Annotated in this window: 24 protein-coding genes; 10 read left to right on the top strand and 14 right to left on the bottom strand. The window is 64.3% G+C overall.

Annotated features, from left to right (window positions below):
• The first annotated feature begins 500 nt into the window (after positions 1-500).
• Entirely contained in the window at positions 501-2864 is a 2364-nt protein-coding gene (locus ABGB14_RS09355) for a hypothetical protein (protein ID WP_347643182.1), read from the top strand.
• Between the two features lie 323 nt (positions 2865-3187).
• Entirely contained in the window at positions 3188-3877 is a 690-nt protein-coding gene (locus tag ABGB14_RS09360) for a hypothetical protein (protein ID WP_347643183.1), read from the top strand.
• A gap of 47 nt (positions 3878-3924) precedes the next feature.
• Here ABGB14_RS09360 and ABGB14_RS09365 read toward each other — a convergent pair whose 3' ends face one another.
• From ABGB14_RS09365 to ABGB14_RS09375, 3 genes are all read right to left on the bottom strand, one after another.
• Entirely contained in the window at positions 3925-5250 is a 1326-nt protein-coding gene (locus ABGB14_RS09365) for a DNA methyltransferase (RefSeq protein WP_347643184.1), read from the bottom strand.
• 107 nt (positions 5251-5357) lie between these two features.
• Positions 5358-7526, bottom strand: a complete 2169-nt coding sequence (locus ABGB14_RS09370) for a protein kinase (protein WP_347643185.1) — start codon at positions 7524-7526, stop codon at positions 5358-5360.
• Entirely contained in the window at positions 7516-7881 is a 366-nt protein-coding gene (locus ABGB14_RS09375; RefSeq protein WP_347643186.1) for a hypothetical protein, read from the bottom strand. Before ABGB14_RS09375 ends, ABGB14_RS09370 begins: the two co-directional genes overlap by 11 nt.
• A gap of 355 nt (positions 7882-8236) precedes the next feature.
• Here ABGB14_RS09375 and ABGB14_RS09380 point away from each other — a divergent pair, with 355 nt between their 5' ends.
• The gene (locus ABGB14_RS09380; protein ID WP_347643187.1) at positions 8237-8839 is read left to right on the top strand and encodes a hypothetical protein; all 603 of its coding nucleotides are present in this window, start codon (positions 8237-8239) and stop codon (positions 8837-8839) included.
• Between the two features lie 455 nt (positions 8840-9294).
• Positions 9295-10092 (top strand): helix-turn-helix domain-containing protein, encoded by a 798-nt coding sequence (locus ABGB14_RS09385; protein WP_347643188.1) that lies wholly within the window; start codon positions 9295-9297, stop codon positions 10090-10092.
• A 236-nt stretch (positions 10093-10328) separates the two neighbouring features.
• Here the strand turns inward: ABGB14_RS09385 and ABGB14_RS09390 are convergent, their stop codons facing one another.
• Positions 10329-11198 (bottom strand): sigma-70 family RNA polymerase sigma factor, encoded by an 870-nt coding sequence (locus ABGB14_RS09390; protein WP_347643189.1) that lies wholly within the window; start codon positions 11196-11198, stop codon positions 10329-10331.
• Between the two features lie 137 nt (positions 11199-11335).
• Between ABGB14_RS09390 and ABGB14_RS09395 the strand changes: the two genes are divergently transcribed.
• Together ABGB14_RS09395 and ABGB14_RS09400 are read left to right on the top strand one after the other, a co-directional pair.
• Positions 11336-11611 carry a VOC family protein gene (locus tag ABGB14_RS09395; protein ID WP_347643190.1) on the top strand — a complete coding sequence of 92 codons (276 nt, stop codon included), beginning with the start codon at positions 11336-11338 and terminating at the stop codon, positions 11609-11611.
• The gene (locus tag ABGB14_RS09400; RefSeq protein WP_347643191.1) at positions 11596-11988 is read left to right on the top strand and encodes a VOC family protein; all 393 of its coding nucleotides are present in this window, start codon (positions 11596-11598) and stop codon (positions 11986-11988) included. Before ABGB14_RS09395 ends, ABGB14_RS09400 begins: the two co-directional genes overlap by 16 nt.
• An 11-nt stretch (positions 11989-11999) precedes the next feature.
• On the opposite strand, the gene ABGB14_RS09405 is transcribed toward ABGB14_RS09400, so the two are convergent.
• The 9 genes from ABGB14_RS09405 to ABGB14_RS09445 form a co-directional block, all read right to left on the bottom strand.
• On the bottom strand, positions 12000-12539 hold the full coding sequence (locus tag ABGB14_RS09405) for a flavin reductase family protein (RefSeq protein ID WP_347643192.1): 540 nt from the start codon (positions 12537-12539) through the stop codon (positions 12000-12002).
• Position 12540: 1 nt separating this feature from the next.
• Positions 12541-13173 carry a DUF5825 family protein gene (locus ABGB14_RS09410; protein ID WP_347643193.1) on the bottom strand — a complete coding sequence of 211 codons (633 nt, stop codon included), beginning with the start codon at positions 13171-13173 and terminating at the stop codon, positions 12541-12543.
• Positions 13170-15005: a RiPP maturation radical SAM C-methyltransferase gene (locus tag ABGB14_RS09415; RefSeq protein WP_347643194.1), complete on the bottom strand. Its 1836-nt coding sequence runs from the start codon at positions 15003-15005 to the stop codon at positions 13170-13172. Before ABGB14_RS09415 ends, ABGB14_RS09410 begins: the two co-directional genes overlap by 4 nt.
• Before the next feature lie 11 nt (positions 15006-15016).
• On the bottom strand, positions 15017-15634 hold the full coding sequence (locus ABGB14_RS09420) for a hypothetical protein (RefSeq protein ID WP_347643195.1): 618 nt from the start codon (positions 15632-15634) through the stop codon (positions 15017-15019).
• On the bottom strand, positions 15627-16424 hold the full coding sequence (locus ABGB14_RS09425) for a DUF692 family multinuclear iron-containing protein (RefSeq protein WP_347643196.1): 798 nt from the start codon (positions 16422-16424) through the stop codon (positions 15627-15629). Before ABGB14_RS09425 ends, ABGB14_RS09420 begins: the two co-directional genes overlap by 8 nt.
• Positions 16421-17647, bottom strand: coding sequence for an MFS transporter (locus ABGB14_RS09430; RefSeq protein ID WP_347643197.1), 1227 nt, complete (start codon positions 17645-17647; stop codon positions 16421-16423). Before ABGB14_RS09430 ends, ABGB14_RS09425 begins: the two co-directional genes overlap by 4 nt.
• Positions 17644-18762: a hypothetical protein gene (locus tag ABGB14_RS09435; RefSeq protein WP_347643198.1), complete on the bottom strand. Its 1119-nt coding sequence runs from the start codon at positions 18760-18762 to the stop codon at positions 17644-17646. Before ABGB14_RS09435 ends, ABGB14_RS09430 begins: the two co-directional genes overlap by 4 nt.
• Positions 18763-19020: 258 nt before the next feature.
• On the bottom strand, positions 19021-19827 hold the full coding sequence (locus ABGB14_RS09440) for a PDZ domain-containing protein (RefSeq protein WP_347643199.1): 807 nt from the start codon (positions 19825-19827) through the stop codon (positions 19021-19023).
• A 239-nt stretch (positions 19828-20066) separates the two neighbouring features.
• Positions 20067-20684 (bottom strand): hypothetical protein, encoded by a 618-nt coding sequence (locus ABGB14_RS09445; protein ID WP_347643200.1) that lies wholly within the window; start codon positions 20682-20684, stop codon positions 20067-20069.
• A 202-nt stretch (positions 20685-20886) separates the two neighbouring features.
• Here ABGB14_RS09445 and ABGB14_RS09450 point away from each other — a divergent pair, with 202 nt between their 5' ends.
• Entirely contained in the window at positions 20887-22470 is a 1584-nt protein-coding gene (locus tag ABGB14_RS09450; protein ID WP_347643201.1) for a nitrilase-related carbon-nitrogen hydrolase, read from the top strand.
• Here ABGB14_RS09450 and ABGB14_RS09455 read toward each other — a convergent pair.
• On the bottom strand, positions 22415-23401 hold the full coding sequence (locus ABGB14_RS09455; RefSeq protein ID WP_347643202.1) for an AraC family transcriptional regulator ligand-binding domain-containing protein: 987 nt from the start codon (positions 23399-23401) through the stop codon (positions 22415-22417). The two genes, ABGB14_RS09450 and ABGB14_RS09455, sit on opposite strands and share 56 nt — an antisense overlap.
• A gap of 178 nt (positions 23402-23579) precedes the next feature.
• On the opposite strand from ABGB14_RS09455, the gene ABGB14_RS09460 reads away from it, so the two are divergent.
• From ABGB14_RS09460 to ABGB14_RS09470, 3 genes are all read left to right on the top strand, one after another.
• Positions 23580-24263, top strand: coding sequence for a C39 family peptidase (locus tag ABGB14_RS09460; RefSeq protein WP_347643203.1), 684 nt, complete (start codon positions 23580-23582; stop codon positions 24261-24263).
• A 268-nt stretch (positions 24264-24531) separates the two neighbouring features.
• Positions 24532-24924: a VOC family protein gene (locus tag ABGB14_RS09465; RefSeq protein ID WP_347643204.1), complete on the top strand. Its 393-nt coding sequence runs from the start codon at positions 24532-24534 to the stop codon at positions 24922-24924.
• A gap of 109 nt (positions 24925-25033) precedes the next feature.
• Entirely contained in the window at positions 25034-26173 is a 1140-nt protein-coding gene (locus ABGB14_RS09470) for a hypothetical protein (protein ID WP_347643205.1), read from the top strand.
• The last annotated feature ends 74 nt before the right edge of the window (positions 26174-26247 follow it).

Consider the following 26247-nt stretch of genomic DNA (forward strand, 5'->3'; position numbering starts at 1 on the left):
CGATCGCTGGCCGCGCTGCGGCTCTTCGGCCGGTCGCGGCCGGCGACCGCCCCACGCACGGCATCGTCGAATGCCTGTACTACAACGATGCATGATCTGGACCAACGGCCACTGGTGGACCAGAGTTGAAGATCGATAGTGTCGCTGGAAAGCGCCCGAGCACCCCACCAGCGGCGGCTAACTAGTGACATGCTGCGCCAACGGCATTGAAGAATGCCCCTTCCGCCAGACAGATAGGGAGATACACTGAGCGCCTATCTAGAGCTGATGACGGATGACTGCTGAGGCTGGCTAAGCAGCGGGAAGGGCTGTCATGGACAGTACGAACGAGCTCGGCGAGCGGATGCTGAGGATAGTCCTAGATGTTGAACGGGCTGTAAGCACTACAGGCAAAAAAGATATATGGCCACCTCATCCGCTGTTTAACATGGAACTCCTAGAGAAACTAGCTAACTGCGATAACTTCGACCCAATTGCTATCACGGAGAGGTTGGTCGCGAATGCAAGTGGTGATTGAGGCCGAATGTCGCAGGGGCCTGAAGATTATCGGCGAGATCCCGTCAACGCCGCTATGCAAGATTGAAGGCTACAATGGCGTTGGCAAAACAAGCGCAATAAAACTTCTTCAATTGTGCACAGGCATGCAGCCGTTCAATGATGTGACATGGCGCACGTTCTGCTCGGAGCTCATTTACGCTCGAGTTGTGGCAAGACAACTCAACGAGGCCCGCGAGATTGAATGGATTCTAGAGCCAAATCACTGGGAGGAAGGAGCGCGCAGCCAAGCTAAGCCTCTCAGCGAGGACATGGTGCGTGTCGCTATTGACGGACGCAGGAAGAAGTTGAGGGATGCAGCATCTTTGCTGCAGGTACACCACCTCAATATCGCTGAGACTCCCGAAACCATTCTGGCTTCGCGTGCACATATAGGCGGACATATCCTATCGGCATGGCACTCAGCAGATGAACGAGCAGATGCCGTCGATGCACCACTTTTCAGATTAGCTAAGTTGCTGGAATCCTGTTCTACTGATCGCGCTCGGCTTGCGCTCAAGTCAGCTGACCGCGCTGAAACTGTGGTACGCGAAATTTCGCAGCGTGCCAGAGGAGCGCGTGAACGAGTTGATCTGCTTACGACTGCCGTTGCAACGGCAGATCGCCTCGATGCTCTGCGGGGGGCCACGCCCCGACACCAGGACCGGTTGTCTCAGTTGGAGAGCGAACTTGCGACAGTGGATATGCGCAAGAACGCCCTGGATGAGGAAATCGAGGCTGCATATGCAAGGCAAGACAGTGATAAGCGAGCAGAGAATGCCTTTGGCCGAGCGCAGAAAGCATTGGAACGCTGCACTAGAAGTCAACACGCAGCTGCCGAAGAGCTAAGGGAAACTGCTGCCCAAGTAGGTGTTTCACCAGCACGGGACAGTATTCAAAGAGAGCTCGCACTCATCGAACAACGACTAACGCAACTCCAGGATGCGCTACCTCATGTGAGCGCAGGCCCAATGCTCGCCACGCTGCTCGAAGATCTGGTGTCTCGCCTGGAGTTGGCTATTGCCGCTGATCTCGGTGATAAGATTTTGTTCGATCAAGAAGCACCAACGTGGACCGTTCACTCGCTTCATAATGCGTGTAAGCAACAACTGGAGAAGTTCTCCGAAAGGCGTCCAACCAGCGACGAGCAGCAGCTTAATGAAAATATCGAGCAGGCGCGTTTGCGACTTGGCGCTCTCAATGATGTCCTGCAAAAACTAGCGGCGTCCGAAGATGCTGAAGGAAAATTGAGGGATGCTGAAGCAAAGCTGGTAAAGGCAGTTTCAGGACTTCCCGGAAAGGGAGGACGCAGCCTCGATGAGATGACCAAGGAGCGCAATACGTGCGTCCAACAAGGCCGCAGCCTCCAGTCCTCTATTGATCGGCTTCGCTCCGAACTCGCCTTGATCGGTGGTGGCCACACCGAGGAGGAGCTGATGCAGGAACTTGACCGCCTCTGCAGGGAGGCAGAAGTAACCCAATCTCGCTTGCGAAATGAATTGAAAAAGTCAGAGGATCATCTAACACAACTTAATAAAGAGGAAACTCAAGCGTCGGTTGAGCTGGCGTCGACCAGCCGAGATGCCAGGAAATACCTTGATGGGGTGCATCGTGTTGTAGCTGAAGTGGCCACCGCCGGCTCTTATGATTGGTTGGGCCGCGTTCTTCCGAACTTTGCTAGACTTCAAGAGCTTCCCATGGAAGAGCAGATGAAGCTGCTGGACGAACTGCTCTCTCACGTAAAGAGCGCCCGCGGAATTATTGATGAAACAAAGCGCGCAATCGAAACCCTTAGTGCACAGCTAAAGGGATTGGCAGAAAGGATTGAGCATCCCGAACGTGTTCCAGCGAATAACGTCTACGATCCCAGCCTGGCGGCGGCATGGCTTGCCGAAGAAGCTCGGGCGTGGCTTGATGACGAGTCGATGAAGGAGGCATTGTTCGGCGGTGGTGATGATGTACGCTTTGATCCTCGTAATCTGACACTATCTTGGTCGCTTGGCGGGGAACGTGTGACTCGCCCGCTGGCAGGATTCTCGAGCGGAGAACAGGCCTTCGCCTATACCCGCGCTCAATTGTTGCAGCTCGAACGGGATAGCGCATCGACGCCAAACCGCCTGATCGCCTTGGATGAGTTCGGGGCATACCTGGATGGAAGACGTATCGCTGACCTCGTTGAGGATTTGAGGAAGCGGAAGAATCGAGCTCCGGATGACCAGGTTGTTCTCATTCTGCCGACAAGTCTTAATGCCCCACCGTCCCCGAATGCTATCGGGACGGATCGAAGGGCTATGCTTGCTCGGCATGGCTACTATGCGGAATCCTTGTAAGTATGAAGAGCGCTGACACGTCTACACGTTCTGTGTTCGGGGTTCCCGCTGTGCTGACCCAGATGGAGCGCTCGGCGCTGCTCTCGGATCTCATAGCGCTTTGGAACACCTGCTATGGCTCCAAAATCTCCGATCTACAGTCAGACCTCGATCGATGCCGCCATTTCTTCGATCCGGTCGCAAGAGGACAGTCCCTGAGAACACGGTTGTCTGCCGTAGAGCCGGCGTCTCCTGACTTGCGTGGAAGAATCACTCAGTATGGCCAACCCCTAGTGACCGAAGCAGGGGAAGACGTGCTACTCGTTGGCGTGGAGGCTAGGCTCATGATGGAGCTTCTTTCCACCTGCCAAAACGAGGGCAACTATATAGCGCTATCTGATTCCACGATCGAGAGTGCAGAGCGCAAGGCTTTGAGTATTTATCGTCAATGGGCGTTGCATCGTTTGACTCAAGTCATTGAACTGCGCAGCGGCCGCGGCAAAGAGCCGTTGCAACCCGTCTCAGTTGGACTGGTACTTGCCCTGCTAGTCAATCGATCTACCACGATGGAACGTGCTGTGATTCAGAGGCACCACGACACGCAGGATGGAAAAGATGTAGATTGGGCGATCCATGCGGGCGCTGAGGCCTTTGCCAGTACTATTGGCATAAGTAGGCGAGGAAGGTCATCGGGTGAGCAGAAACTCAAAGGCGGATGGCCTTTGACGGAAGCGCGACGACGGTTGGCGCATCGCCTATTGGTAGAACCTGGTGAGCCAGGAGAGAAGCTAATCTTTGTTCCTGAAATTGCCGTCAATGATGTTATCGCATTGCTTGGCGCAGAACTTGCTCGTCGGCCTATTAGTGAGAACACACTAAAACAAGCCTACGATGATCTCGTTGCAGCGTTTAAGGCTAGTACACATGCGCTTGCGTATAGATCCATGGTTTTCGATCGCAAGGCGGAAACTAGCGATCTTAAACAGCGCTTGCTTGAAAGCTTCACCCAGGCCCGGCACGCGGCCGACCAATAGGGTAGGCGGATCACGCATGCTGGATGTTTGCCAGCAATGCCATGTCCTCACTGTCGGCGTAGAAGGACTAGACGCTCGGAGAGTTCCACGTCGTGACGCTGGCTGTTGGTGGCCCAGCGAAGCCCTCGTCGCCGCAGCACAATATCCTTTTCGAGATGCAGTCCACACTGCTGAGCAAGCTCGGCGATCAATGCGGGAGTGTCTATATAAATCCCATACGGGGCGCTATCGCCGATCAGTAGTACGGCTGGTGCCCTTGAGGGAAGGGTATTGGCTAGATTTTGAAGCACTTGAGCGATCGCGGCAAAATATGCGGGAACAACGCGGTCATATTCCTTGCCGCGGGCACGGGCTGCGCGCTCCTCACGCAGTTGACCGGTTAGCGTTTCAACCTTTTCTGCGGTGGCCCCAAAGTCTTGTAGTTGGCGTGTGGCAGCAGCAGCTCCTCCGACGCTACTTTGTTGGGTAGTTGCCGTAATCATTCCCGAGCGAACATGGCCACACATCTCAGACCAACTGGTCACGTCTCCCCAGAAGTACAACTCGAGGCGCGTTGCATCAGCGTAGTCAAAGTTGTTGAGATACGGAGGGGACGACACACAGCCGTGTGCACCAGTAGAGGGGAGCTTGGCCCATGACTCAGGGTCGCGCGCGTCTCCGTGAACTAGTTGGCTTGTATAGTGTGTATCAGTTCGTGATGGCGATCGATATTTGGAGAAGCGATCTAGGTCTTCAGCCATCATTAGAACCCGCTGCCGCAGGCGGTTGATGACGTCTTTGTGCTGAGGGTGTCGCTGGTTACCTGGACGTTGATAGGGCCAACCAACTCGAGCTGACGCGACATCACGTAGCGTCGCTAGCAGTCCCCATTTTAGATAAGCACTCCAGATGCCCGCCTCGCCTGCACGAATCAGATTACGCAAAGTGACAAGTTGCACTAACGTATCCCTAGTAAAGCATTGCTGAACCAGGTCGGTCTCGCAGTCGAGGTCGGGGGTTTTTTTTGTGCCGAGAATTTTCTTTCCTGATTCGATTAGCCTTTCGCATGCAGCATTAAGGCCGGCTCCCGCCGCAGGAGGCTCCTGAAGTTTTAGTTGTCCCAGTTCGGCAATGAGGGGGTGGGTCTCAATTCCGTAGAACGACAGCCCCAGACGTTGTGCGGCTGTGCCGGTTACAGCAGATCCAGCAAAGGGGTCTACCACGATCCCTTGCCGGCTCAGGCCGAGGTGTTCCAAGAGCGTTGCAGCATAGTCCGACGCAAAGCCCGCCGGATATCGGAACCATCTATCGAAAGGTTCAGTGCTACTGGTGCCATGGCGGCGCCCACGACCGCTTGATGGCTCTGCAGGAAGCGCCCCAGGAGTATTGTCCATATTTGGGAGCGTTTCAGCCCGTCTGGGGTTAGTTGCTGGCGTCGGCACCTGCCTATTCCACCACGGTGATGGGGTGGAGCACCACGGTGGCGAAGGTGTGAGCTGAGTCACACATTGAAGATCGCCCTCAAGGCCAGGCTGCGGGGCGTCATCCCCGGTCGATAATAGTCGACCAGGTTGAGTTGGCTGGTAAGCGCTCGCGCTATGACGGTGTCGGCAGGCGCGTTGAGATCCAATAGCCACTGCACAGTCCGGTCGCGTTGATGAGCGCACGCCCACAATGCATCTGCGGCAAAGTAACTTGTGGCCACATCCATAGCGTGAGCGAAGTGATGAGCATCGGTAAGGGATTGAAGGATTGTCAAGATGAACATCAACGGGATGGCGACGTACTCGCGATCTCGATCTCCCCACTGACTGGTTCGTACATGCTGAGCCATGTGGATGGCAATTTCAGAGGCAAGCGAAGGATGCTCAACGGACCATTCCCGAAGTTTCCCGGTTGGAACCCGCGCTACGTGATCGATATAGATCTCTGCATCGGAGGAATAGGCTTGCGCAAACTGCATAAGATCTTTGAGGCCAGTGTATCCCTTGATCGTATCGTCGAGTAAGCGCTGTATCCGTAGCGCTGGCGGATCTTCCTGTAGTATGAAGACGTTAGCAAGTGCTTCTCTTATTTCAGGCATGCTCGCGAGTCGATCGCTGAGATCATTTTCAGTGCACGACTTTACGAACATTCGCCAGTGCAATTCAGGACCCTCGGGGAGTAGTGGTTGCCCCGAGGAGGGGAATTTTTTGGTGAGGAACCAAGCAGCAACACGGCCGAGCGAATATACGTCGGCAGCAGCTGAGGCGTTTTGAGCGTCGTTTGCGAGTTCAGGCGCGTCGAACCCAGGAGTTCCAGCGCTAGCGCCAGTGCGAGTCAACCGTGCTGAGTTGGTACCGTATGGGCGCCTCACCATGCCCCAGTCGGCAAGCACCCATTGATATTGACGGGTAGGTCCATTCTCCAATGCAAGGATGTTCATAGGAGAAATATCGCGATGTACTAGTTCTTGCTCATGTGCGGCTTCGAGTGCCCATGAAAGATCAGTAATGATGGATGCGAGGTCGTCTTCATTTAATCCGTCTCGAAGGTCTTTTAATGTGCCTTTGGCGACCGGCATAGTGTACCAGTGAAGACCTGGATCGTAATCGATAATTGGCATTATATGAGGATGCGGTGCGAGCAGAAGTTGGACTTCGATCTCGCGTTGAATTCGTGCTCGGGCGTTCTTGTTCGCTCTCGCCCTCTTAAGTGCCACTTGATCGCCGGTCGTGCGATGTGCTGCGAGAAATACCTGTGAGAACGTCCCCTCCCCTAGAGGGACTCTGCTAAGTTTGTACAGTGCATTTGGTTTAACGGGAGACTTGTCTGGTATACGGCCGAGTCGAGTTTCACGATTCAGCGATGTTTGCATAGGCTGATGCGTAAGCGCTGTTGAGGGGGAAATGGCCTTGAGGGCAGTCACAGCAGGCTGCGATGTAGCGGCGTTCCGAGTGAAGGCAAAACTGTGAGCAGTGTCGGTGCCACGCTGATTTGGATCTGGCAAGCCCCGAGCGCGGAGTCGACGACGCAACTCTATATACAGAGTTCCCAAGGTGAGCGGGTTGCCTTTATCCGGGATGCCGGTCCGAATCAAATTTACTAGCTCATCAGTAAAAGAGGTGCACGCGTCGGCCTGTTCCTCCGGAGGTGGTACGTGAGCGGCTAGGTCGCTTGCTGTTAGGGTGTAAGTGCCAGCGATTTCGGTGGTGTCGGCCACTACAGTAGCCTGATTGATGAGCGTTTTTATTGCGCGGCCAGAGTAGCAGCAGTCCAGGATGACCATTTTGACTCGCGCTGGACTATCCCTGAGTGCTGAGCGAATGCGGTTATACTCCACCCCGGTCAGATCAGGATTATCGGCATCAGTGTCTGTAACCGATAGGCATAGTTCGCCGTGAGGGGTCAGAGTTCCGTGGCCGACGTAATATAGCAGCAGTACATCTCTGGTTTCTTGCGCGAACTGTCGTATCTGCATAGCGACAGTTCGACTGTCGGACGGATCGGATAGAACAGTAACCCGATCTGCTGGCCATCCACATAGATGGGGAGAAGTGATCACGCCGTTCAGTTGTTGGAGGCTGTTAGCTGCAGCGACTATCTTGGGAAGTCGTTCGTCCCGATAGGCTGAAACGCCGATCAGGATTGCCCGTGAATCCTGCCATGCTGCAACCGGATCAAGCCTCATCTTTTTTGCTGTTTTCGTGTTTTAGAACTTCCTGCAGCAGCGGTAGCGCATCATCAACCCGTTTGGCCTCAAGCGTCACGGTTCCAGCCTCGGTAGTAACGGTCACGTTCACGTCGGCTTTTCGGTTCGTTAGCCATACGGTGAGCGCCCGGGTCAGCACCACGCCCACGCCACCCGAACCGAGCGCGACGGTGAGTAGTTCGACAGCTCCGCCCAATTCCCCCGTGGATGGGGGACGGCGTACTGTCCGCACCAATCCTTGCAGTTCGCGTTGACTTTGGAGCCATGTGAGCAGTGAGGATAGGTCGCGGACCGCATCGTCACTAGTGATTCGTAGTTCTGCTTGCACATCCATCTCCGTAACACAGGCGTACACTGGCAGCACGCGAACTCGAAGACCTACGCCGCTCCCTGGCGAGTCCTTCTAGGAGTGTCATCCTTCCTCAAATGTATCGGCAGCGTAAGCATCTGTATCGGTAAATGCATGCGAGAGTGCTACGGGTGACGAGGAGTGTCAGCCACAGCGGGCATCGGTTGTACAGGCTAGGTGGCTCAGGCCGTTACGATCGCCGACTTCGGTCCCCGATGTACAGGCTGGGGCGATCGCCGGCAAAGCCCTCCTTCGTCGGGCCTTGCCACTGGATGCCGCGGCTGAGCGAGGCCGTTCGTTGCTGCCGGATATCCCGGTGCTCCGTGACCTGTGCCGGTCCATGACCGTGCTGGAGGCCATCCTGAGCCCGGAGTGGTCCAACCGGTACCACTCCTTCAACTCGGATTGGGGGCCGGGTGAAGAGATGGCCTCGATGCGCAACGGGTCAGGAGATGAGTACTCCATCATCATCTCCGCAGCGGGTGCGTACATCCGTGGCTTCGCCCACGAGGCGGTGATGAGCCCGTATGGCAATGACGGGCTGTGGCAGGGAGTGCTCGACTCGGTTCCTGAGGTTTTCCACCCCGGCATAGAGAAGCCCGCGTTCTGCAACCAGGACGGCATGCCGATCGTGACCGTCTGTCTGTGGCATGAGGTAGGAGACGATCAGTTGATGGCCGGTGAGATCGATTATCCGGAGTGCCAGAGCGACCCCGATGGAGCTGCGTACCTTTTCGCCCGGCTCGTCGCTCCTTCTCCGGAGGCATTCCAGAGGTTCGCCGAGGACTATTACGAAGTCCCCGTGGACCTCGAAGCGGTGCGGCACGTCTACGCACTTCGCCCGCTGACGCACGCGGTCGTCACCACGCTGAACGCCGACCTCACCCTGGAAGATCTCGTCGAAGATTTGGCGATAGTGCGGTACCCCTCGACTGCCGGTTGAGGACTCTGTTCCGTCGTTGTTCCGTGGGAGCGTCGAGACCAGCGAGAAGCGGTGAGAGCCAGTCGCAGCTGTAATGCCTGCTCAGTGGCTTGATTGACAGGTTCCTCAAGGCCGCTGGCTAGGGCATCGGAGATCACCCAGATCTACGAGGGCACCAACCAGATCCAGCGCATGGTGATGGCCCGCCAACTCCTGAAGTAGGCCTATGGCCTGCAGAAACCCGGTACATCGCACGTGTCGAAGTCCAAGGTCATCAAGCCGGTCTGAAACGGCTGCGAGGCCCGGTCGGCCGAGGTCGGCGCCGGCTCTCACATCGGGCCAGCGCTGTATACCGGCTGACCAGGGCCGCGCCGCACAAACGGTTGACAGATATGACCGGTTTTGGTGAACCTACGTCGGTGTCCGTTCTCGATCATCACGTCGACCTCGGGATCGCGCGGGTCGGCAGGAAGTCAATGCACGCGCTTCGACTGGACGCCTGCTCCATCCCCCTGGCCGGCCAGGAGGTGGTGCAGGTCGTGGTGCCGTTACGCGGAGCCGTACGGGCCGTCTGGCACGACCGGGGCTTCGCGGCGAGCTGTGACGACCTGGTCGCTCACGACCTTTCCCGGGTGCACGAGGTCGAGTTCCAGGCCGCCGACGGCCAGGACACCTTCGAGATGGCCACGGTGGAGATCCCCAGGCCGTTGCTGCCGTTCTCGGATCGGCAACTGGACGACGTCCTGGGAGTCGTCCAGCAGGCGTCGGGCGGGGTGCCGAGCCTGCTGAAGGGGTTCGTCCGCGATCTGACCCTGGAGAAGCAGTCCTTGAGGCCGGCGGACGGGGCACGACTGGGGATGGTCGCGTTGGACCTGATCTCCGCCTCCTTCGCCGCCGCCATCGAGGAGCGCGCGGAGCCGTCTCCGGAGTCCCACAGGAATGTCCTGACCCTGCGTATCCAAACATTCATTCAGCAGAACCTGCGCGATCCCGAGCTCACCCCGCGCAAGATCGCCGCCGCGCACCACATCTCGCTCAGTTACCTGTACCAGCTGTTCCAGGCGCAGGGCGCCACGGTCGCCGGCTGGCTGCGGGTCCACCGCCTGCGCCGCATCCGCCGCGATCTCGCCGATCCCGCGCTGACGAGCAGGCCGATCCATGAGATCGCCTCGCGGTGGGGATTCGTCCGCGCCGCTGACTTCAGCCGCGCCTTTCGTCACGCGTACGGCGTCACGCCGAGCGACTTCAGGAAGGCGATGACCGACCCCGATTAGAGGGCTGGAGACTGCGCCGCGGGCGGGCGTCCTCTCCACGGCTCTGCCGCAGATGGCCGCGCATGCGCCCCGGTGAGCGCGGGCCGGCTCGTGCGGCGTGCGCATGTCGGTGAAGCGTTCAGAGGTGGGGCCGCGCGGGAAGCGGAGCTGCTGGGTGCGGTTCTGGAAACTCTGCGGGCGTCGGGATACGACCGGATGACCGTGGCGGATCCGGCCGGATCGATCGGGGGTTACGGTTACGGCTCGTCGCGGCCCTTGTCGCCGGCTCGGAGAAAGACGATGTCGAGGTCGTGGAGCTGGTCCGGCTCGGTGTCGATGGCGATGCTGGTGATCTTGCCGTCGGCGATGGTGAACGTGAAGACGGCCTTCGGCCGGCCGTGGTGCGACCAGACGGCCGACGGAACGCCGTCGACCAGTGCCGGGCGGGCGGCCTGGGCGCGTCCGGAGAAGAAGGCCGCCACCGCGTGGCCGCCGCGCATCTCGCCGACCACGACGTCCGGATCGAGCAGGTCGAGCAGGGCGCCGAAGTCTCCGTTCCGGGAGGCGGCCAGGAAGGCGTCGACGATCTCCCGCTGCTGGGATCGCGTGGCGTCGGACGCCCCGGCCGCTCCCCGCACCCGGCGCCGGGCCCGGCTGGCGAGCTGCCGGGCGGCCGCCGGGGAGCGGTCGACGATGGCGCCGATCTCGCCGAACGGCACCGCGAAGATGTCGTGCAGGACGAACGCGAGCCGCTCGGCGGGAGTCAGCGTGTCCAGCACCACCATCAGCGCGATACCGACCGAATCGGCCAGCAGCGCCTCGTCCTCGGGGCCGGCCTGGCCGCTCGGGTGGATGCCCGCGGCCGGCTCGGGCGGCAGCGCGCCGGCGGGCTCCTCACGCCGGGACCGGCGGGCCTCGAGCATGGTCAGGCAGACCCGCGCGACGACCGTGGTCAGCCATCCGGCCGGATTCTCCACTTGACCGGTGTCCGCGCGACTGACCCGCAGCCACGCCTCCTGCACCGCGTCCTCGGCCTCGCCGGGTGAGCCGAGCATCCGGTACGCCACCGCCCGCAGGCGGTCCTGATGCTCGGCGAACCGCTCGCTCAGCCAGTCATGGTCAACCATCGGTCACATTCCTCCGTCGCGGCCTGTCATACCGATTGACCGGCGAACCCACGCCGATGTGACATCCGGGCCCGGCCGGCATGTGCCGCCTGCCGTTCCAGGCGGCACATGCACTTCGCTCACAAGGGGGACGGGGTATGAAAGCGCACGTCAGCTCGATCCTCCTCGGCGTCCGGGACCTGGACGCAGCCAAGCGGTTCTACACGGAGGGGCTCGGCTGGAGCATCAAGGACGACTACGGGGTCGTCGTGTTCATGGAATCGGACGGAGGCTCGCGAGTCGGCTTCCACGGCCGCGAAGGCCTGGCCGAGCAGGTGGGGGGGAACGGACCAGCCCTACGCGGAGTGGTCGCCGAGAACGCCTCTGACCAACCTTTCGAAACCATCAGGAGAGAACCGTGTCACCACAGGTGAGTGCCATCATGCTCGGGGTCAAGGACCTGGCCCGCGCCAAGAAGTTCTACGCCGAAGGCCTGGGCTGCGAGATCGACAAGGACACCCGAGGATTCGTTCTGCTCAGCCTGGGCGAGGGATCCCCGCAGCTGGCTCTCTACGAATGGGAGGCGGCGGCACAGGACGCCGGGGTCTCTCCGGAGGGATCCGGATTCCGCGGCGCCTCCTTCCACATCAACCCCGACTCCAGAAAGGTGGTGGACGAGATGATGCGCAACGCGGTGGCGGCGGGCGGGAGCGTGGTCAGGGAGGCGGCTCCCGCCGAGTGGGGCGGATATTTCGGCTACTTCAGCGACCCGGACGGCTATCTGTGGAAGGTCACCACGTACGGTTCCTGACCAGAGCCGGCTCACGTAGGCGGTCGGAGGGACGTGTCCCCGCCCGCGTCCACGGCCACCGGCAGCCGTACGTATCCTCCGGACCAGAAGACCAGCGGCGGCCGGCGCGAGAAGCCGAGGTCGAGCACCGAGCCGATGAAGATGGAGTGGTCTCCGACGGCGTGGGTGCCGATGAGCTCGCACTCCACCCAGGCGGCCGTCCCGTCGAGCACCGGTGCGCCGGTGCTCGGGCCCGCTCGGTGCGGCACACCGGCGAACTGCGCACGGCCGCGCGGCCGTGCGCGGTCCGCGAAGGCGCGCGCGTACCGCTCCTGGTCTCCCGCGAGCACGGAGACCCCGAAGCAGCCGGCCGTCATGAGCCGGGCGTGCATCGACGCGTTGCGACCGACGCATACGAGGATCGTCGGGGGGTGCAGGGACACGGAGGTGATCGAGTTGGCGGTCATGCCGTGGGGTTCCGGGCCGCCGACGGTCACGACGGCGACGCCGGTGGCGAAGCAGCCCATCGTACGGCGGAAGTCGGCGTCCGCGGGCGCGAGGTCGGCGGTCATGTCAAGGCGCCATCAGCTGCGAGGGGTTGGACCATCGCCGGACGCGTCCGGCCAGCCAGACGTGATCGTCGTCGAGGCGCAGCATGAGGCCCGCGTCGTGGAACACCTCGATCTCCTCGCCGGCGTACCACGCCACGTCGGGACGGAACACGCCGCTGCCCGATGCCCGCTCGACGAAGTCGAGATGCACGTGATCGGTGAGGGTCAGCACCACGCCGGCGTCGCACCGCTGGTCGTGGATCTTGATGAAGCCCGGTCCCTTGAACCAGCGCAGCCGGCCGAAGCGATACATGGCGCGCCACTCGGCCTGGGTGCCGGCGTCCAGGCCCGACTCGGGGGCCGGCAGGTGGGTCAGCAGCGTCCAGTCGGGGACCCGGTCGAGCAGCGTCGCCGGCGCGGCCCAGCGGATCCGGAACCCCGCGGACTCGAGGTCGCGGAGCGATGCCAGAAGGCGGCAGAGATCGGCCGCTGCGGCGCCATCGCGGCCGTCGACGAACACCGCGCGGTAGCCCGCCTTCCACAGAGCCGCCACGTCGGGGACGTCCTGCGGGACGGTGTTCGGAGGTGGCAGCCCCAGGTCCTGGCCGTCCGCCGTCAGCTGCTCCGGCCGCACCGCGTAGGTCGCACTGATCATGAGGGCACCTCGACTCGGCTGTTGGCCGGATCGACGCCCGCGGTCGAGAGCCGGACGATCAGACCGCTGTCGTCGGTGAAGCAGAGCCCTCGTTCGGTCCAGTCGGAGAGCAGGCTCTCGACCTCGGTCTCGGACGCTCCGACGCGCCTGGCGATCTCCCGGCGGCGGCGTGGCGCGTCCAGCGCCGCGTACAGCGCCTTCTCCACAGGATCCGTCAGGATGTGCGTGCTCCACGCGAAGTTCGGTCTGCTGTTGGCGATCAGGTAGGAGCCGTCGATCCTCGAATAGTGCACGAGGGAGGATTCGGGGAACACCTTCCGCCAGTACTCGGCGAAGCCGGATACGCGCCCGGCGACATCCGGTTGCGCGGCGATGCCCTGCGCCTGCGATCGGAAGACGTACGCGAGATCGTCGAGCTCTGCGAGCGGCAGGTCATAGGAGATGCGATAGCGGGAGTGCGGCCCGCGATTCGGCAGTCCCAACGCCGGATCGTTGAAGTAAGGGCTGAAGCGTTCCAGCAGGATCCGCCCGACATATCCGGGAGGGGGCAGGTGAACCAGGGACTCGGCCGACTCCAGCACGTCGGTGTAGTCGCGATCCTGCTCCCCGGGGAAGCCGTAGAGATAGTTCCACAGCACCGTCATCCCCAGCTCGTCCGCGTCGCGCAGGAAGCGTACGCACTGCGCGCCCGACACGCCCTTGTCCATCAGGCGCAACACGCGGGAGGAGAGGTTCTCGATGCCGGGTTGCACGCAGACCACGCCGGCGTCCTTGAGCGTCCGCAGGTCATCGCGCCGGAGGTTCGCCTTGACCTCGAACATCACGTGCAGGTCCAGATCGCGAGCGGCCAGATCGGTCATCGCGGTGCCGATGTAGGCCTGGTCGAGGATGTTGTCCACGGCGTAGACATTCAGGCACTGGTGTCGCTCCGCCAGCTCCACCAGTTCGTCGACGAAGGATTCGGGAGACTTGCTGCGGAAGGTCATCATCGAGCCGTTGAGGCCGCAGAAGGTGCAGTGGTGCCGCTCGCCCCACCAGCAGCCCCGGCTGGCCTCGAGCACGAGTTTCGGCGAGTGGTGTTCGGCGACCCGGCTGCCGGCGAAGCGCTCGAAGAAGGCGTCGAAGTCCGGCCTCGGTATCCGCCCCGGCGGCACGAACCCCGATCGCATCGGATTGGCGAACAGCTCGCCGCCGTGCCGGCCGACCAGGCCGGGAACGGCGCTCACCGCGGACGGATCCGAGCGGTGCAGGCCCTCCAGGAGCCGCGGAAGGGCTTCCTCACCCTCGCCCCGGACGACATAGTCCACGAAGTCGAAGTTCCTGGCCACCGCCTCGCCCATGACGCCGTCGCAGTTCGCCCCGCCGAACACGGTGATCAGATCCGGCTTAAGCCGCTTGAGTGCCCTGGCGAGAGCCAGGCTCGCGATGTTCTGCTGGAAGACGCTCGAGACTCCGACCACGTCCGGGCAGGTACGCGCGATCCGCTCGGCGAGCAGGTCGATGAACTCCGGCGCCAGGCGATGCAGCGTGACGCATTCGTCGACGTCGAGACCCCAGCTCTCGGCATAGGCCGCGAAATCCGGCGTGTTCCAGTCCACGCCGTTGAGCGCCGAGGAGAAGATCCAGTCACCCGCGCCCGAGAAGTAGGAGTGCAGCGAATGGACCTCGTACCGGTCCGGGGCGTACTCCAGCCGTTCGGCGAGGAACTCGTACCAGGCGAGGTTCGCGTATTCGACGTCCACTCGCTCGACGCAGGCGGTCCTCTCGCAGACGGACGTGAGGACGCCGAGCGCCAGAGAGGGCAGGTCCAGTTGTGCCCATGGCATGGACACCAGACACACCTTCATCGTGGGGCACCTCCTTCGGGTCGCGCGGTGTTCAGTGACAGGGGGAGCCGGGCCGTCAGGCCGTAGCCGAAGGTCCGCCAGCCGTCGGGCGAGTGGGGGACCTCCGGGGTGGCCGAGGTGCCCGTGGCCATCGCGAACCGAGCCGGCCAGACGTGTTCGTACGGTGCGGTGTAGATGTCGTTGTCGTCGGCGAGCCCGCCGCGCCGGAGCCCCATGCACAGTTCGGCCCCGGCGTCGCGGCAGGAGAGCATCATCCAGCGCTGGTACGGATCGCCCATCGTGAACCACCGCAGCGTCGCGCAGGAGGCCGCCTCCGCCCACACCGCCGGATCTTCCAGGCGCAGGTAGCCGCAGAGCTCCAGCGGCAGTCGCCAGCCGAGGTCCATCCCCTCGGCCAGCGCCGCGTCCAGGAACCTGCCGAAGTCCCGTTCCCACCCCGCGCCACGGACCCGGGGCAGGTTCGGCATCGCGAGTTCGACGTCACGGCGCAGGCTCCGGTGCGTCAGTGCCGCGATCACCCGGGCGCGTCGCCGGTCGGACGGCGTGCCGGTGCCGGGAACGCCGCCCCAGAACGTACGGAACAGGGGATCGGTAACGGATCGGGGCTCAGGCATAGAGCTCACCGACCCAGCGCACGTCCGCCAGCCAGGATGCGGCATCGAGCACGCTCTCCCGCTCGACCACCATCGTGGGCGGCAACCAGCCCTGCTGCCTCATCATTCGCACATGCGAGCGTGAGCGTTCGTCCAGCGGGCAGTCGTGGGTGTCGACCAGCATGGCCGGGTCGAGGTCGGAGGGCCTGAATCCGCTGACATGTCCGGCCGCCACGAACGCGCGCACATCGGGCTCGCCCCAAAGGTCCCAACGGTCACCGCCGTTCTGCTCGGCGATCAACGCGTTGCTCGCGTCGAAGAGGATCCGGATGCCGTGCTGCTCGCAGAGCTCCCGGAAGTACGGCACCTGCCCGTCCCCGCGCGGAGACTCCGAGGCGAAGTTCTCCAGCAGCAGGGTCGTGCCGAGCAGGTCCTGCCAGCGGGCCGCGCGGCCGGCGACGGACGGGTCGGCGTAGTCGATCTCGCGCACGATCGGCAGCCTGCGCCCGTGCTCGTCGGCGGTGACCAGAAGGTGATCGGAGACGTAGAGCACCTCGAAGCTCGCGCACCAGTCCCGGACGCGGGCGGCGAGATCGGCGAGCCCGCGCGGATCGCGGTTGGCCCAGCCTGAGTTCATGATGTGGATGCTGATCGGTATGTCGCCGATCTCGGCCCGGACGTCGCGTGGTTCGAGATGGAGGAAGTTGTCCAGCAGGAGTTCGTAGAATCCGACGGCCGGTCGCAGCGTGAGGCCGGCGCCATGGGCGATCTTCCAGCTCTCCGGGCAGGTCACGTTCATGCCGACGGTCATGGCCGTTCTCCCTTCGGGGTGTCGACGACCTGCAGGACGAACAGCGTCGTCAGAGCCACTGCACAGCTCAGGGTGTAGCCGAAGGTGCCGATGAGGTCGACACCGCGTTCCATGACGAAGGGGGCGATGACCATCGATGCCCCCAGCATGCCGCGGTAGGTCGCCATCACCTGCAACCGGTTCGCCGCGCCGAACTCCTCGGTCATCATCGATTGGCGGGCGACCCGGCCGAAGCCCTGCGGGAGCGAGAAGAGGAAAAGGCACAGCCAGGCCGGATATCCGTCGGCGGCGAACGCGAACAGCAGCAACATGATCGCCCGGAAGAGGGGTTCCAGGCGAAGTGCCGTGGCATAGAGGCGGTGGCTCGGCGCCACGGTGGCGAGAAGCGAACCAGCGATGGTTCCGGACATCAGGGCGGCCATGCCGATCGCGACCCAGGAGGGCGGCCAAGCCTCCTGGACGGCTCGGACCGGCAGGCTGTAGATCACGCCGAAGACGATGAGATTGGTCGAGACCTGAACGAGAACCGGACCGCGGGCCCGTCGCGAGCGCACGATGTCGCGGACACCGCCGAACCTGTCAGGCCGGTCGGCGCCGGTCGTCTCCGGCTGGTCCGCGGGCGAGAGCGCGCCGATCGCGACGGCCATGGCGATGCCCCCGGCCGCGCTGGTCGACGCGTACAGCAGGCACAGGCCGCTCAGATCGAGAAAGCCGAAGGACAGGCCGGCGATGGCCGGACCGGCCGCGGCGCCGGCGGACGTCACGGTCGCGGTGATTCCGATCGTCCTGCGCCGGCGCGTGAGGTCAGGGAGGATCTCCGGCAGGCTGCTCATCCACGTCGCGTTGACGATGATGTTCGCGATGGTCACCACGACGAGTGGGGCGTACACGAGGAACGGGCGAGCGCCGGCGTCGGCGAGCCCGGTGGCCAGTGCCACGCCCGCCAGCGCGCCGAGCGCGGAGCCCAGCAAGATGGCCGCGCGCGGGCTGAGCCGCGCCAGCAGGAGCAGCCGCCCGATCCCGCCGGCGAGCAGGAACGGGATCCCGGCGGCGAGGCCTGTAATGCTCAGGCTGATCGCCGATCCGGGCACCGCCGCCGCCATCAGGACGGCCGCGTCCGTGATCCGCCCGCCCACCGTGATGGCCGCCAGCATCGCCACGCAGGTGCCGATCCGGACCACCCGAGGGCCGGCGACGTGGGTCGGCGTGTCGGTCTCCGTCATGGCAACAGGGCGAGCGCCGCCCGGTCGAGCGTCTCGTCAAAGGAGGGAGGCGTGCTGACGACCGCAGCCGTCGTCTCGCGCAGTCGCCCGGTCAGCCGCTCGATGCCGTGCCCGCCCATCGCGGCGAACAGCAGCGTCACCCGTCCCGCGGCCGCGGTCGCACCGATCAAGATCAACGACTCGCCCACGTGACGCCACGTCATGACATCGAGGGGATCGACTCTGATCAGTTCGGTGGCCCAGTGGTACAGATCGTCCGCATCCCGCAGGATTCCCGCGAGCTTCATCTGCGACTCACAGACGATCTTGTAGTTCTCAGCCGCCAGCAAGCCCGAATAAGACGACATTTCCGCCGACAGCGTGGTCGCGACGTCCGCGGCCCGCACGCAGTCCGCCATGGTCGAAAGGGCCGGCCCCGGCTCACCCACCCGGATCTGCAGCAGCGCCCTGACGCGGTGGAACCGGGACTCCAGCAGCGCGTTGAGGAACGGCGTGTCCGAGCCCAGGCTCGCCAGCGCCTTCTCCGCGCCTTCCAGCGACCAGCGGGCACGGTCGGCATCCCGGGCGACCCGCAGGTAGGTGGAGGTCAGCTGGATGAGCGAGTTGAGGCCGACGTCGGGGGTGGACTCCAGGCCGACCCGGACGAGCCGGTCCTCGACGAACTCGTCGTATCCGCCGAGTTGCCGCAGGCCGCGCGTGGCCTGGTACCACATCATGCCGCCGTCGCGGTCGGTGTGGCCGTCCGGCAGTCGCTCGATGATGTCCGGCAGCAGGCGCTGCTCGGAAAGGCAGTTGAGGGTGGCGATCACGGCCGCGATCCGGGACGGAGGAAGCTCGTCGAGACGGTCGAGGTCGGACTGCAGTGTCCGCAAGGGCGCCGCGTCGAACTCGGCGGCGCAGGCGCCGAAATCCGGGTCGAGGCCGAACGACCGGCAGGCGTTGTAGCGTACGTTCGCCGGATACATGATCGAGGACCAGGGCAACCGGTGTTCACCGAGATCGCCCGAGGCCAGGTGGATCGCATGCTGGAGATGAACAGGCGCGTCCCGGCCCGGCGCAGGCGCTATCAGCGGCAGCCAGCGTCGGAGGGCGTAGGCGCCGCCGACATCGGTCATCGGAAAGTGTCCTTCGGTGCGTTCGGATGAGCACCCGGCGCCGCCGGGAACGCAGGCGCCGGGTGCCCGGGAATCAGTAACTGGTCATGCAACCCGCAATGGCGAGGTTCTTCGCGGCCCCCACCGACTTCTTGGTGAAGATGACCGGCTTAGGCTGAATCGTCTTCGCCTCGGTCGACTTGTTCATGGTGCACCTCCTCTCGGAATTCGCTATGTCGAGCGATGGGTCTCGCTCTTTCCATCGAGCCCCGTCCGCCGTCACCGTCGGGCCGGAACCCAATCCTCATCCGCCCGCAGCAGGAATCGCCGGCGCGCGGTTTCGTAGTCTTCGGTGGCCAGTCGCACCGTACGGTCCTGGAGCCGGACCTCGCCGACGTCGCCCGGTTCGCATTCGTCGATCCAGTCATGGAAATCGTCCAGGGCGTTCATCCGGATCCCGTTGACACTGACCAGGACGTCGCCCTCGCGAATGCCGGCGACATCCGCCGGTGAACCCTTGATCGCCTGCGAAACCAGCAGGCCGATGCCGGTGGCGCCGCCGACGAACTGCAGGCCCGACAGGCAGGAGGGCCTCGGCAAGGGCGGGCGCCCCTCGACGTCCACCGCGAGATCGAGCACACGCTGGCGCCAGTGCCGGTGGTGACCGTCGAACTCGAAAAGGCCCAGTCCCTCGTGCGGAAAACCGGAATGGGTCAACCAGAGATCGCACTCGACCGGATAGTCCTGGTGGAAAACCGGATAGGAGGGCCGGAGCTGGAAGCTCAGGTCCGTCCAGACGCCGCTCGCGGGCAGGGGATACTCAAGGGCCAGCAGCCACCCGGGGACGGCCTCTTTGACCCGGCCCACGATCTCGTGGCTCGCCGCCACGTCAGCCCGCCCTTGGGTGTGCAACGCGAAGCGGAACGCACCGCCTTCTTTCAGTTCGAGCTCGACCTCTGACATCCGTAGCCATGATTTGATGCCGGCTGGGGTCGACAGCCGTTCCCAGATCTCATCCTGGGAAGCGCGTATACTTCTGATGAAGTCGATCGTCCGGCCGCGACGATCCCATGGATGCAGGTCCATGAAGCCCGTCCCTCTCCGTTGCGTACGATGCTTGCCGACAGCGTTGTGGTGGTTCGGTCGCCCGGTGCTCAACCGATATGGCTGGCACGCTAGAAGTCATCGCTTTAATGACGATTTACTTGTTCTTCAGGACCCATTAATTCCGGCGCCGGAAATCACATTCGCGCACGTCGGACGGCACGCTGGTGCGTTGGCAGCGCCTTGACGAAGGCGCCTGGCCGCGACCCCGGCGGTGAGTCTCAGTCGTAGACCGGCCCCTGCCAGACGGTGACGTCGAGGGTCATGTAGTGGGCGTCCTCGTCCGAGTCGCTCCAGCCGGTCACCTTGACGAGCGTGATCAGCCCGCTGTCCGTGTCGGTGACGCAGAGCGCCGCACCCTCCGGCAGCTTCGAGCCGGGAATGCCGGGGATGGTGACGTGCTGGTAGTAACGGGTGTCGTCGCGGCAGGTGCGGTATTCACGTGGTTGCCCGGGTTTCAGGAGGACCACCTGCCGTCCACCGCGCACCGACACGTAACCGTCATGCCTCATGCCCATCGTCCCGTTCTCCTGGTTCGGGCGAATGGGCCTGTCGGAGAAGGAGATCGTGTAGCCCTTCGAAAGGTTGATGCCTTTCTGCCGGTAAATGGGCGGCGGATCGTCGCCTATGGGCGTCTCGGACGGAGGGCTGCTCGGCTGGGCGGTTTCCGCCGGCGGAGCGCTGGGTGATCCTGCTCCGGTAGAGGGAGACGGCTGCTCGTTCCCGAACCAGTCGTAGAGGTTGCCGGTAGGGCCGTTGACGAGTGCGATGATGATCGCCACCGCTACTGGGGCCAAGACGATCCAGAGGAACTTCTGGCTCGGCCGCTCGCGCTCCACCCGCTCAGTATCTTCTCGGACTCCCCTTTTAGCGAGGCATTCCTGGCCGGGCGAGGAGCGGTTCGGTCATGAATGAAGAGAGGCCGGGTCACAGCCCTCAGGAGGGTGCCGCGGTTAGCGTCGGTCCGCGACCGGATCGGCCGTCGCGCAAGGCACTGGTCGAACCCTCCGGGCGGAGGCTTCGACGGCGGGGAAGGATCACATGCGGGCAGAGCAGATCGAGCGGCGGAGCGAGGCCGCGCCGCCGGTCCCTGGCGGACGTCGGTGGCGGTGGGCCTGGCTGGGAGCGGGGACGCTGCTGTGGCTCTTCGCGGTTCACGGCCGTTTCGACATCGCCGTGGCGGCGTGGTTGTCCCCGGTCTTCCTGCTGAGGTTCGTACGGACCGGCCCGGCACTCGGCGGGCTCGCGGCGGTGTGGGCGGCCTCGGCGCTGGCCGGCGTGTTCTGGCTGGTCGAGACCGCCGTGCCGATGACCGTGATCGTGGTGGTGGGCATCATCGGGCTGGGCACCCTGACGGTCGTGCCGTACGTCGTGGACCGGCTCGTCTCCCCGAGGGCGGGTACGGTCACGTCCCTGCTGCTGTTCCCGGCGGCGCTGGCGGCCTGCGAGTTCCTGATGACGCTGCTCAGCCCGTTCGGCACCGCGTTCGGCGTGCCGGCCGCCACCCAGCACGACGACCTGGCGCTGCTGCAGGTCGTGTCGGTGACCGGCCCGTACGGCGTGGGGTTCCTCATCGGCTGGTTCGCGACGACGGCGAACCACCTCTGGGAGCACCGCCTGCGGGCGAACGCCGTCCGTGGCGCGGCCGCGTACGTCGTCGTGCTCCTGATCGCCCTTCTCGCCGGCGGGGCGAGGCTCGCGTTCCTCCCGCCGGACGGCGGCACCGTGCGGGTCGCCGGCATCAGCCCGGACACCTCGGTCACCCGCGAACTGCGCGCCACGCTCAGCGCGGACCTCACCCCGCAGCAGGTGGCGGGACAGGATCAGGCGACCGTACGGACGGCCTTCGGCAAGGTCAACGCCAACCTGCTGGCCAGGACGCGGGAGGCGGGGCAGGCGGGCGCGAAGATCGTGATGTGGTCCGAGCAGGCCGCCGGCGTCCTGGCCGCCGACGAGCGGGCGTTCCTCGGCCAGGTGGCGGCCGTGGCGCGGGAGAGCGGGATCTACCTGCAGGCCGCCGTGTCCGTCGTCCTGCCGCAGGCGCCCTACGCGGCGAACCGCACCTACCTGTACGACCCGGCAGGCACGCGGGTCTGGGTCTACAACAAGGCCCATCCCATTCCCGGCCTGGAGTTCTACCCGCCGGGCGACGGCGTGGTGCCGGTCGCGCGGACGCCGTACGGGCGGCTGGCCACGGTGATCTGCTTCGACGCCGACTTTCCCGAGCTGATGCGCGTGGACGCCGACATCGTGCTCGTGCCCGCACGCGACTGGGCGGAGATCGGGCCGGTGCACAGCCAGAAGGCGAGCCTGCGCTCGATCGAGAACGGGTACGCGATGGTCCGGCAGGCCGAGTTCGGAGTGTCGGGGGCGTTCGACCCGCAGGGCAGGGTGCTGGCCGCGCACGACTACGCGGGCGGCGACCGGCACGTGGTCTTCTCCGACGTGCCCGTGCGCGGCACCACCACCGTCCACCGGGTGATCGGCGACGCCTTCGCCTGGGTGTGCCTGGCCGGGACGGCCGTCGCGATCGGCCTGGCGGTCCGCCGCCGCACCCGACAGCCCCGGGTCAGACGGTGTGCCGGGCGCGGTAGGCGCCCGGCGGGCTGCCGACCCAGCGCGTGAAGGCCCGCCGGAACGCGCTGGGCTCGGAGAAGCCGAGCCGCGAGGAGATCTCCTCGATCGACTCCCTGCCGCGCTCCAGGCTCGCGACGGCCAGGTCCCGCAGCACCTCCTCCCGGATTCGCTGGAACGACGTGCCCTCCTGCCGCAGGAGCCGCCGCATGTGCTGGGGGCTGATCGACAGCCTGGCGGCCACGTCGTCGGCGCGCGTCCATTCGGTGGTGTCGCCGCGTTCGAGGACGTTGCGTACGCGGGCGGCGGTCGTCGTGCCGTAGTCGCGGTGCAGGATCAGGTCGGCCGGCCAGCGGCGGAGGTAGCGCAGCAGGTCGGCTTCCCCGCGCACGACGGGGGCCGTGAGGTGCCGGGCGTCGAAGCTGATCGACACCGCCGGGGCGTCGAAGACCGGCATCCGGCCGAAGACCGGCACGTATGCGTCGCTGTACCCGGGCTCGGGGAAGGGCAGCTCCAGCCGGGACGGCACGATGTGCTTTCCGGCGAGCCAGGCCGGGAAGCGGTGCACGAGGGCGAGCATGATCTCGGCGGCGAGCGGCGGGATGCGGGTGCCGGGCTCGGCGGCGATCTCGATCCGGCAGGTGGCGTCATCGACGACGAGACGGCTGCGGGTGTAGCCCGTGGTGATCGACGCGAACTCGGTCAGGCGCTCGAGCGCGGCCCGCAGGTCGGGCACGTGGATCAGCCCCAGCGAGATCATCCGGAAGGTGCCGGGCGGGATCGGCCGCGGCCCGAGCCTGAGCAGCTCGTCGTCGCTGTGCCGCCACAGGGTCCGCATCGCCTCGACCGTCTGGGCGCAGCTGACGTGGGTGGCGCCGGGCCGCGTCAGCGCGGGCAGGGCGCGCCCGATGTCGAGATCGGGCGTCTCCGCGGAGGCGACGGCCGCGCGTACGAACTGGATCGCCACGCCGCCCGCCGACATGTGCACCACCCTCTCGCTGCACGAATGACGCTAACAGACGACCTGCCGGACATCAGGGGACACATCGGCTCTTCAGGCTCATCGTAACCTTCCGTAACTGTTTGCACTCTTTTAACAACTCAACTACGGTCCTTGACCACTGTCAGTCGTTTGTGTGCACACATGGAGCGATCAAGTGATGAACCGCAGGACAGGGACCGCCGTCGGCCTCACCGTGACCATCGGCGCTCTGTGCTTCACCTCTCTGACTCCGGCTCACGCCTCTCCCTCGACCCCCACGCCCGCCCCGGCTCCCACCTCCACCCCCACCCCGACCGCCAGCACCAAGGGCCTGCTCAGCCCGCTGAAGTACAAGGTCAGCCTCAAAGGGCAGTACCAGCAGACCAACTACTACTGCGTGCCCGCCTCGTCGTCGATGAGCCTGTCGACCTTCGGCGTCAAGGTCAGCCAGAAGACCCTGGCCAAGAAGATGAAGACCACCGCCTCCGGCGGCACCAAGGGCAAGTACGCCATTCCGGTGATCAACACCTACCTCAAGTCGAAGGGGTACAAGGTCACGAGCACGACCGACGCCGACGGCAACGCGCTGGTGCTCATGGACCGGGTCTCCACCCAGGTGGGCGAGCTGCACAAGGCGCCGGTGCTCGCGGTGTGGATGGAGCAGCTGCCCTGGAACAAGGGCAAGGTCAAGGGCTCGAAGGTCGGCCACGCGATCATCGCGTACGGCTACGACAAGCTGGCGAACACCATCACCGTCTACGACCCCTGGAAGCCGACCGGCGGCTCCCACACCATCAAGGCCTCCACCCTGGCCAAGGTCCTGCAGTCGGGCGGCAACATGTACTCCATCTCGAAGAGGTGACCTATATCCCACGGTTTCGGCCCACAGTTCACGGTGGTCCCTGATCATCTTCCGGCGGCGCACTACGGTCCCTGCTCGTCGTCCGTACGAACACCTGGAGCCGTCAAGTGACGAACCGCAGGACAGGGACCGCCGTCGGCCTCACCGTGAGCATCGGCGCCCTGTGCCGACCGGCGGCTCCCACACCGTCAACGCCTCGACACTGGCCAAGACCCTGCAGCCGGGCTGGGACATGTACTTCGTCGAGAAACTCTGATCTACTGCCCGGATGCTGCATCACGTCGAGCTGTGGGTGCCCGACCTGGGGCGCGCCACCGAGAGCTGGCAATGGCTGCTGCGGGCCCTCGGCTACAGCCCCTACCAGGAGTGGAGCGACGGCCGTAGCTGGCGGTCGGGGCTGACGTACGTGGTGCTGGAGCAGTCGCCGGCGCTCATCGCCGACCGGCACGACCGCTGCCGTCCCGGCCTGAACCATCTGGCCTTCCACGTGGACGGGCGGGCCCGGCTGGACGAGCTGGTGGGGGAGGCGCCGGCGTACGGCTGGACGCTGCTGTTCCCCGACCGACACCCCCATGCCGGCGGTGACGAGCACTACGCCGCCTACCTGGAGGACCGCGACGGCTTTGAGGTCGAGCTGGTCGCCTCCCGCCTCGACGGTTAACGGTTTGTCCGGGCTTCACGGCGTGTTGGGGTAAATGTCAGATATTGGCACCATGTCGGTATACCTTCTGGTTTCGGGCTGATCCTTAATCGGAAACGGGTACTGCAACATGCGCAAGGTCCTGACCTTCACCCTCGCCGCCACCGCCACTCTCGGCCTGCTCTCCACCGCGGTCTCCGCCACCCCCGCCGACCGCCCCCGGGACCTCCCGAAGGAGATCTACGGTGGCGCCTGGACCGCCGGCCACGTCCAGGGCATCGCCATCGACCAGCGCAAGGGGTACATGTACTTCTCCTTCACCAACCTGCTCGTCAAAACCGACCTCAAGGGCAACCCGGTCGGCTCGGTGACGGGCTTCACGGGGCATCTCGGCGACCTCGACTTCAACGCCAGGGACGGGCGGGTGTACGGCTCCCTGGAGTACAAGGAGCAGGAGTCGTTCTACATCGCCATCTTCGACGCCGACCGCATCACCAGCATGAACATGGACGCGCAGACCACCGACGTGGTCAGGACCGTGTACCTCAAGGAGGTCGTCGACGACTACGTCGCCGACATGAACGGCGACGGCAAGTTCGACGGCAACATCGCTGACACCCCCGACCACAGGTACGGCTGCAGCGGCATCGACGGCGTGTCGTTCGGGCCGGAGTTCGGCAAGAAGCACGGCAAGGAGCGGCTGACCGTCGCGTACGGCGTCTACTCCCACGTCGGCAGGGAGGACAACGACCACCAGGTCCTCCTCCAGTACGACATCAGCCGGTGGAAGAAGTACGAGAAGCCGCTCACCGAGAGCGACCCGCACACCAGCGGCCCCGAGCAGGTGGACGGGAAATACTTCGTCTACACCGGCAACACCACCTACGGCGTGCAGAACCTGGAGTACGACGACCACACGGGCAACTGGATGATGGCCGTGTACAAGGGGAAGAAGCCGCAGTTCCCCAACTACCCCTTCTTCATGGTGAAGGGCGACGAGCAGCCCAGGAAGGGCGAGATCGTCGGCCAGCCGGAGCCCGAGCAGGGCAACCTGCTCACCCTGGCGCCGGGCGGGCTGGAGCACGAGGAGTCGGGCGTGCGTGGGTGGGAGTTCACCGGCGAGTACGGCCTGATCTCGCTCGGCCGGGGCCGCTACTATGCCTCCAGAGCCGGCACGATCACGGAGGACGGCGAGACCAAGCACACCGGGCACGCCGAGCTCCACCGCTGGACGGGCCAGGTGCCGACGCCCTTCGCGAAGGTCGGTTGACCCTGCGGCTCTCTTGACCGAGGACGAACCGGCGCTTAACCCGGCGTCCACGCTTGTCGCGGCTCACACCACTC

The sequence above is a fragment of the Nonomuraea sp. B10E15 genome (genome assembly GCF_039871615.1).
Taxonomy (GTDB): Bacteria; Actinomycetota; Actinomycetes; order Streptosporangiales; family Streptosporangiaceae; genus Nonomuraea.

Coding starts and splice junctions, on each gene's coding strand:
- ABGB14_RS09355 (WP_347643182.1), top strand. CDS start 501: ATGCAAGTGGTGATTGAGGCCGAATGTCGCAGGGGCCTGAAGATTATC.
- ABGB14_RS09435 (WP_347643198.1), bottom strand. CDS start 18,762: ATGACCGATGTCGGCGGCGCCTACGCCCTCCGACGCTGGCTGCCGCTG.
- ABGB14_RS09390 (WP_347643189.1), bottom strand. CDS start 11,198: ATGGTTGACCATGACTGGCTGAGCGAGCGGTTCGCCGAGCATCAGGAC.
- ABGB14_RS09455 (WP_347643202.1), bottom strand. CDS start 23,401: ATGTCGGCGGGCGGCGTGGCGATCCAGTTCGTACGCGCGGCCGTCGCC.
- ABGB14_RS09450 (WP_347643201.1), top strand. CDS start 20,887: ATGCGGGCAGAGCAGATCGAGCGGCGGAGCGAGGCCGCGCCGCCGGTC.
- ABGB14_RS09370 (WP_347643185.1), bottom strand. CDS start 7,526: ATGAGGCTTGATCCGGTTGCAGCATGGCAGGATTCACGGGCAATCCTG.
- ABGB14_RS09430 (WP_347643197.1), bottom strand. CDS start 17,647: ATGACGGAGACCGACACGCCGACCCACGTCGCCGGCCCTCGGGTGGTC.
- ABGB14_RS09405 (WP_347643192.1), bottom strand. CDS start 12,539: ATGACCGCCGACCTCGCGCCCGCGGACGCCGACTTCCGCCGTACGATG.
- ABGB14_RS09395 (WP_347643190.1), top strand. CDS start 11,336: ATGAAAGCGCACGTCAGCTCGATCCTCCTCGGCGTCCGGGACCTGGAC.
- ABGB14_RS09365 (WP_347643184.1), bottom strand. CDS start 5,250: ATGGACAATACTCCTGGGGCGCTTCCTGCAGAGCCATCAAGCGGTCGT.
- ABGB14_RS09420 (WP_347643195.1), bottom strand. CDS start 15,634: ATGCCTGAGCCCCGATCCGTTACCGATCCCCTGTTCCGTACGTTCTGG.
- ABGB14_RS09380 (WP_347643187.1), top strand. CDS start 8,237: ATGACCGTGCTGGAGGCCATCCTGAGCCCGGAGTGGTCCAACCGGTAC.
- ABGB14_RS09385 (WP_347643188.1), top strand. CDS start 9,295: ATGCACGCGCTTCGACTGGACGCCTGCTCCATCCCCCTGGCCGGCCAG.
- ABGB14_RS09470 (WP_347643205.1), top strand. CDS start 25,034: ATGCGCAAGGTCCTGACCTTCACCCTCGCCGCCACCGCCACTCTCGGC.
- ABGB14_RS09440 (WP_347643199.1), bottom strand. CDS start 19,827: ATGGACCTGCATCCATGGGATCGTCGCGGCCGGACGATCGACTTCATC.
- ABGB14_RS09410 (WP_347643193.1), bottom strand. CDS start 13,173: ATGATCAGTGCGACCTACGCGGTGCGGCCGGAGCAGCTGACGGCGGAC.
- ABGB14_RS09460 (WP_347643203.1), top strand. CDS start 23,580: ATGAACCGCAGGACAGGGACCGCCGTCGGCCTCACCGTGACCATCGGC.
- ABGB14_RS09360 (WP_347643183.1), top strand. CDS start 3,188: ATGATGGAGCTTCTTTCCACCTGCCAAAACGAGGGCAACTATATAGCG.
- ABGB14_RS09465 (WP_347643204.1), top strand. CDS start 24,532: ATGCTGCATCACGTCGAGCTGTGGGTGCCCGACCTGGGGCGCGCCACC.
- ABGB14_RS09425 (WP_347643196.1), bottom strand. CDS start 16,424: ATGACCGTCGGCATGAACGTGACCTGCCCGGAGAGCTGGAAGATCGCC.
- ABGB14_RS09375 (WP_347643186.1), bottom strand. CDS start 7,881: ATGGATGTGCAAGCAGAACTACGAATCACTAGTGACGATGCGGTCCGC.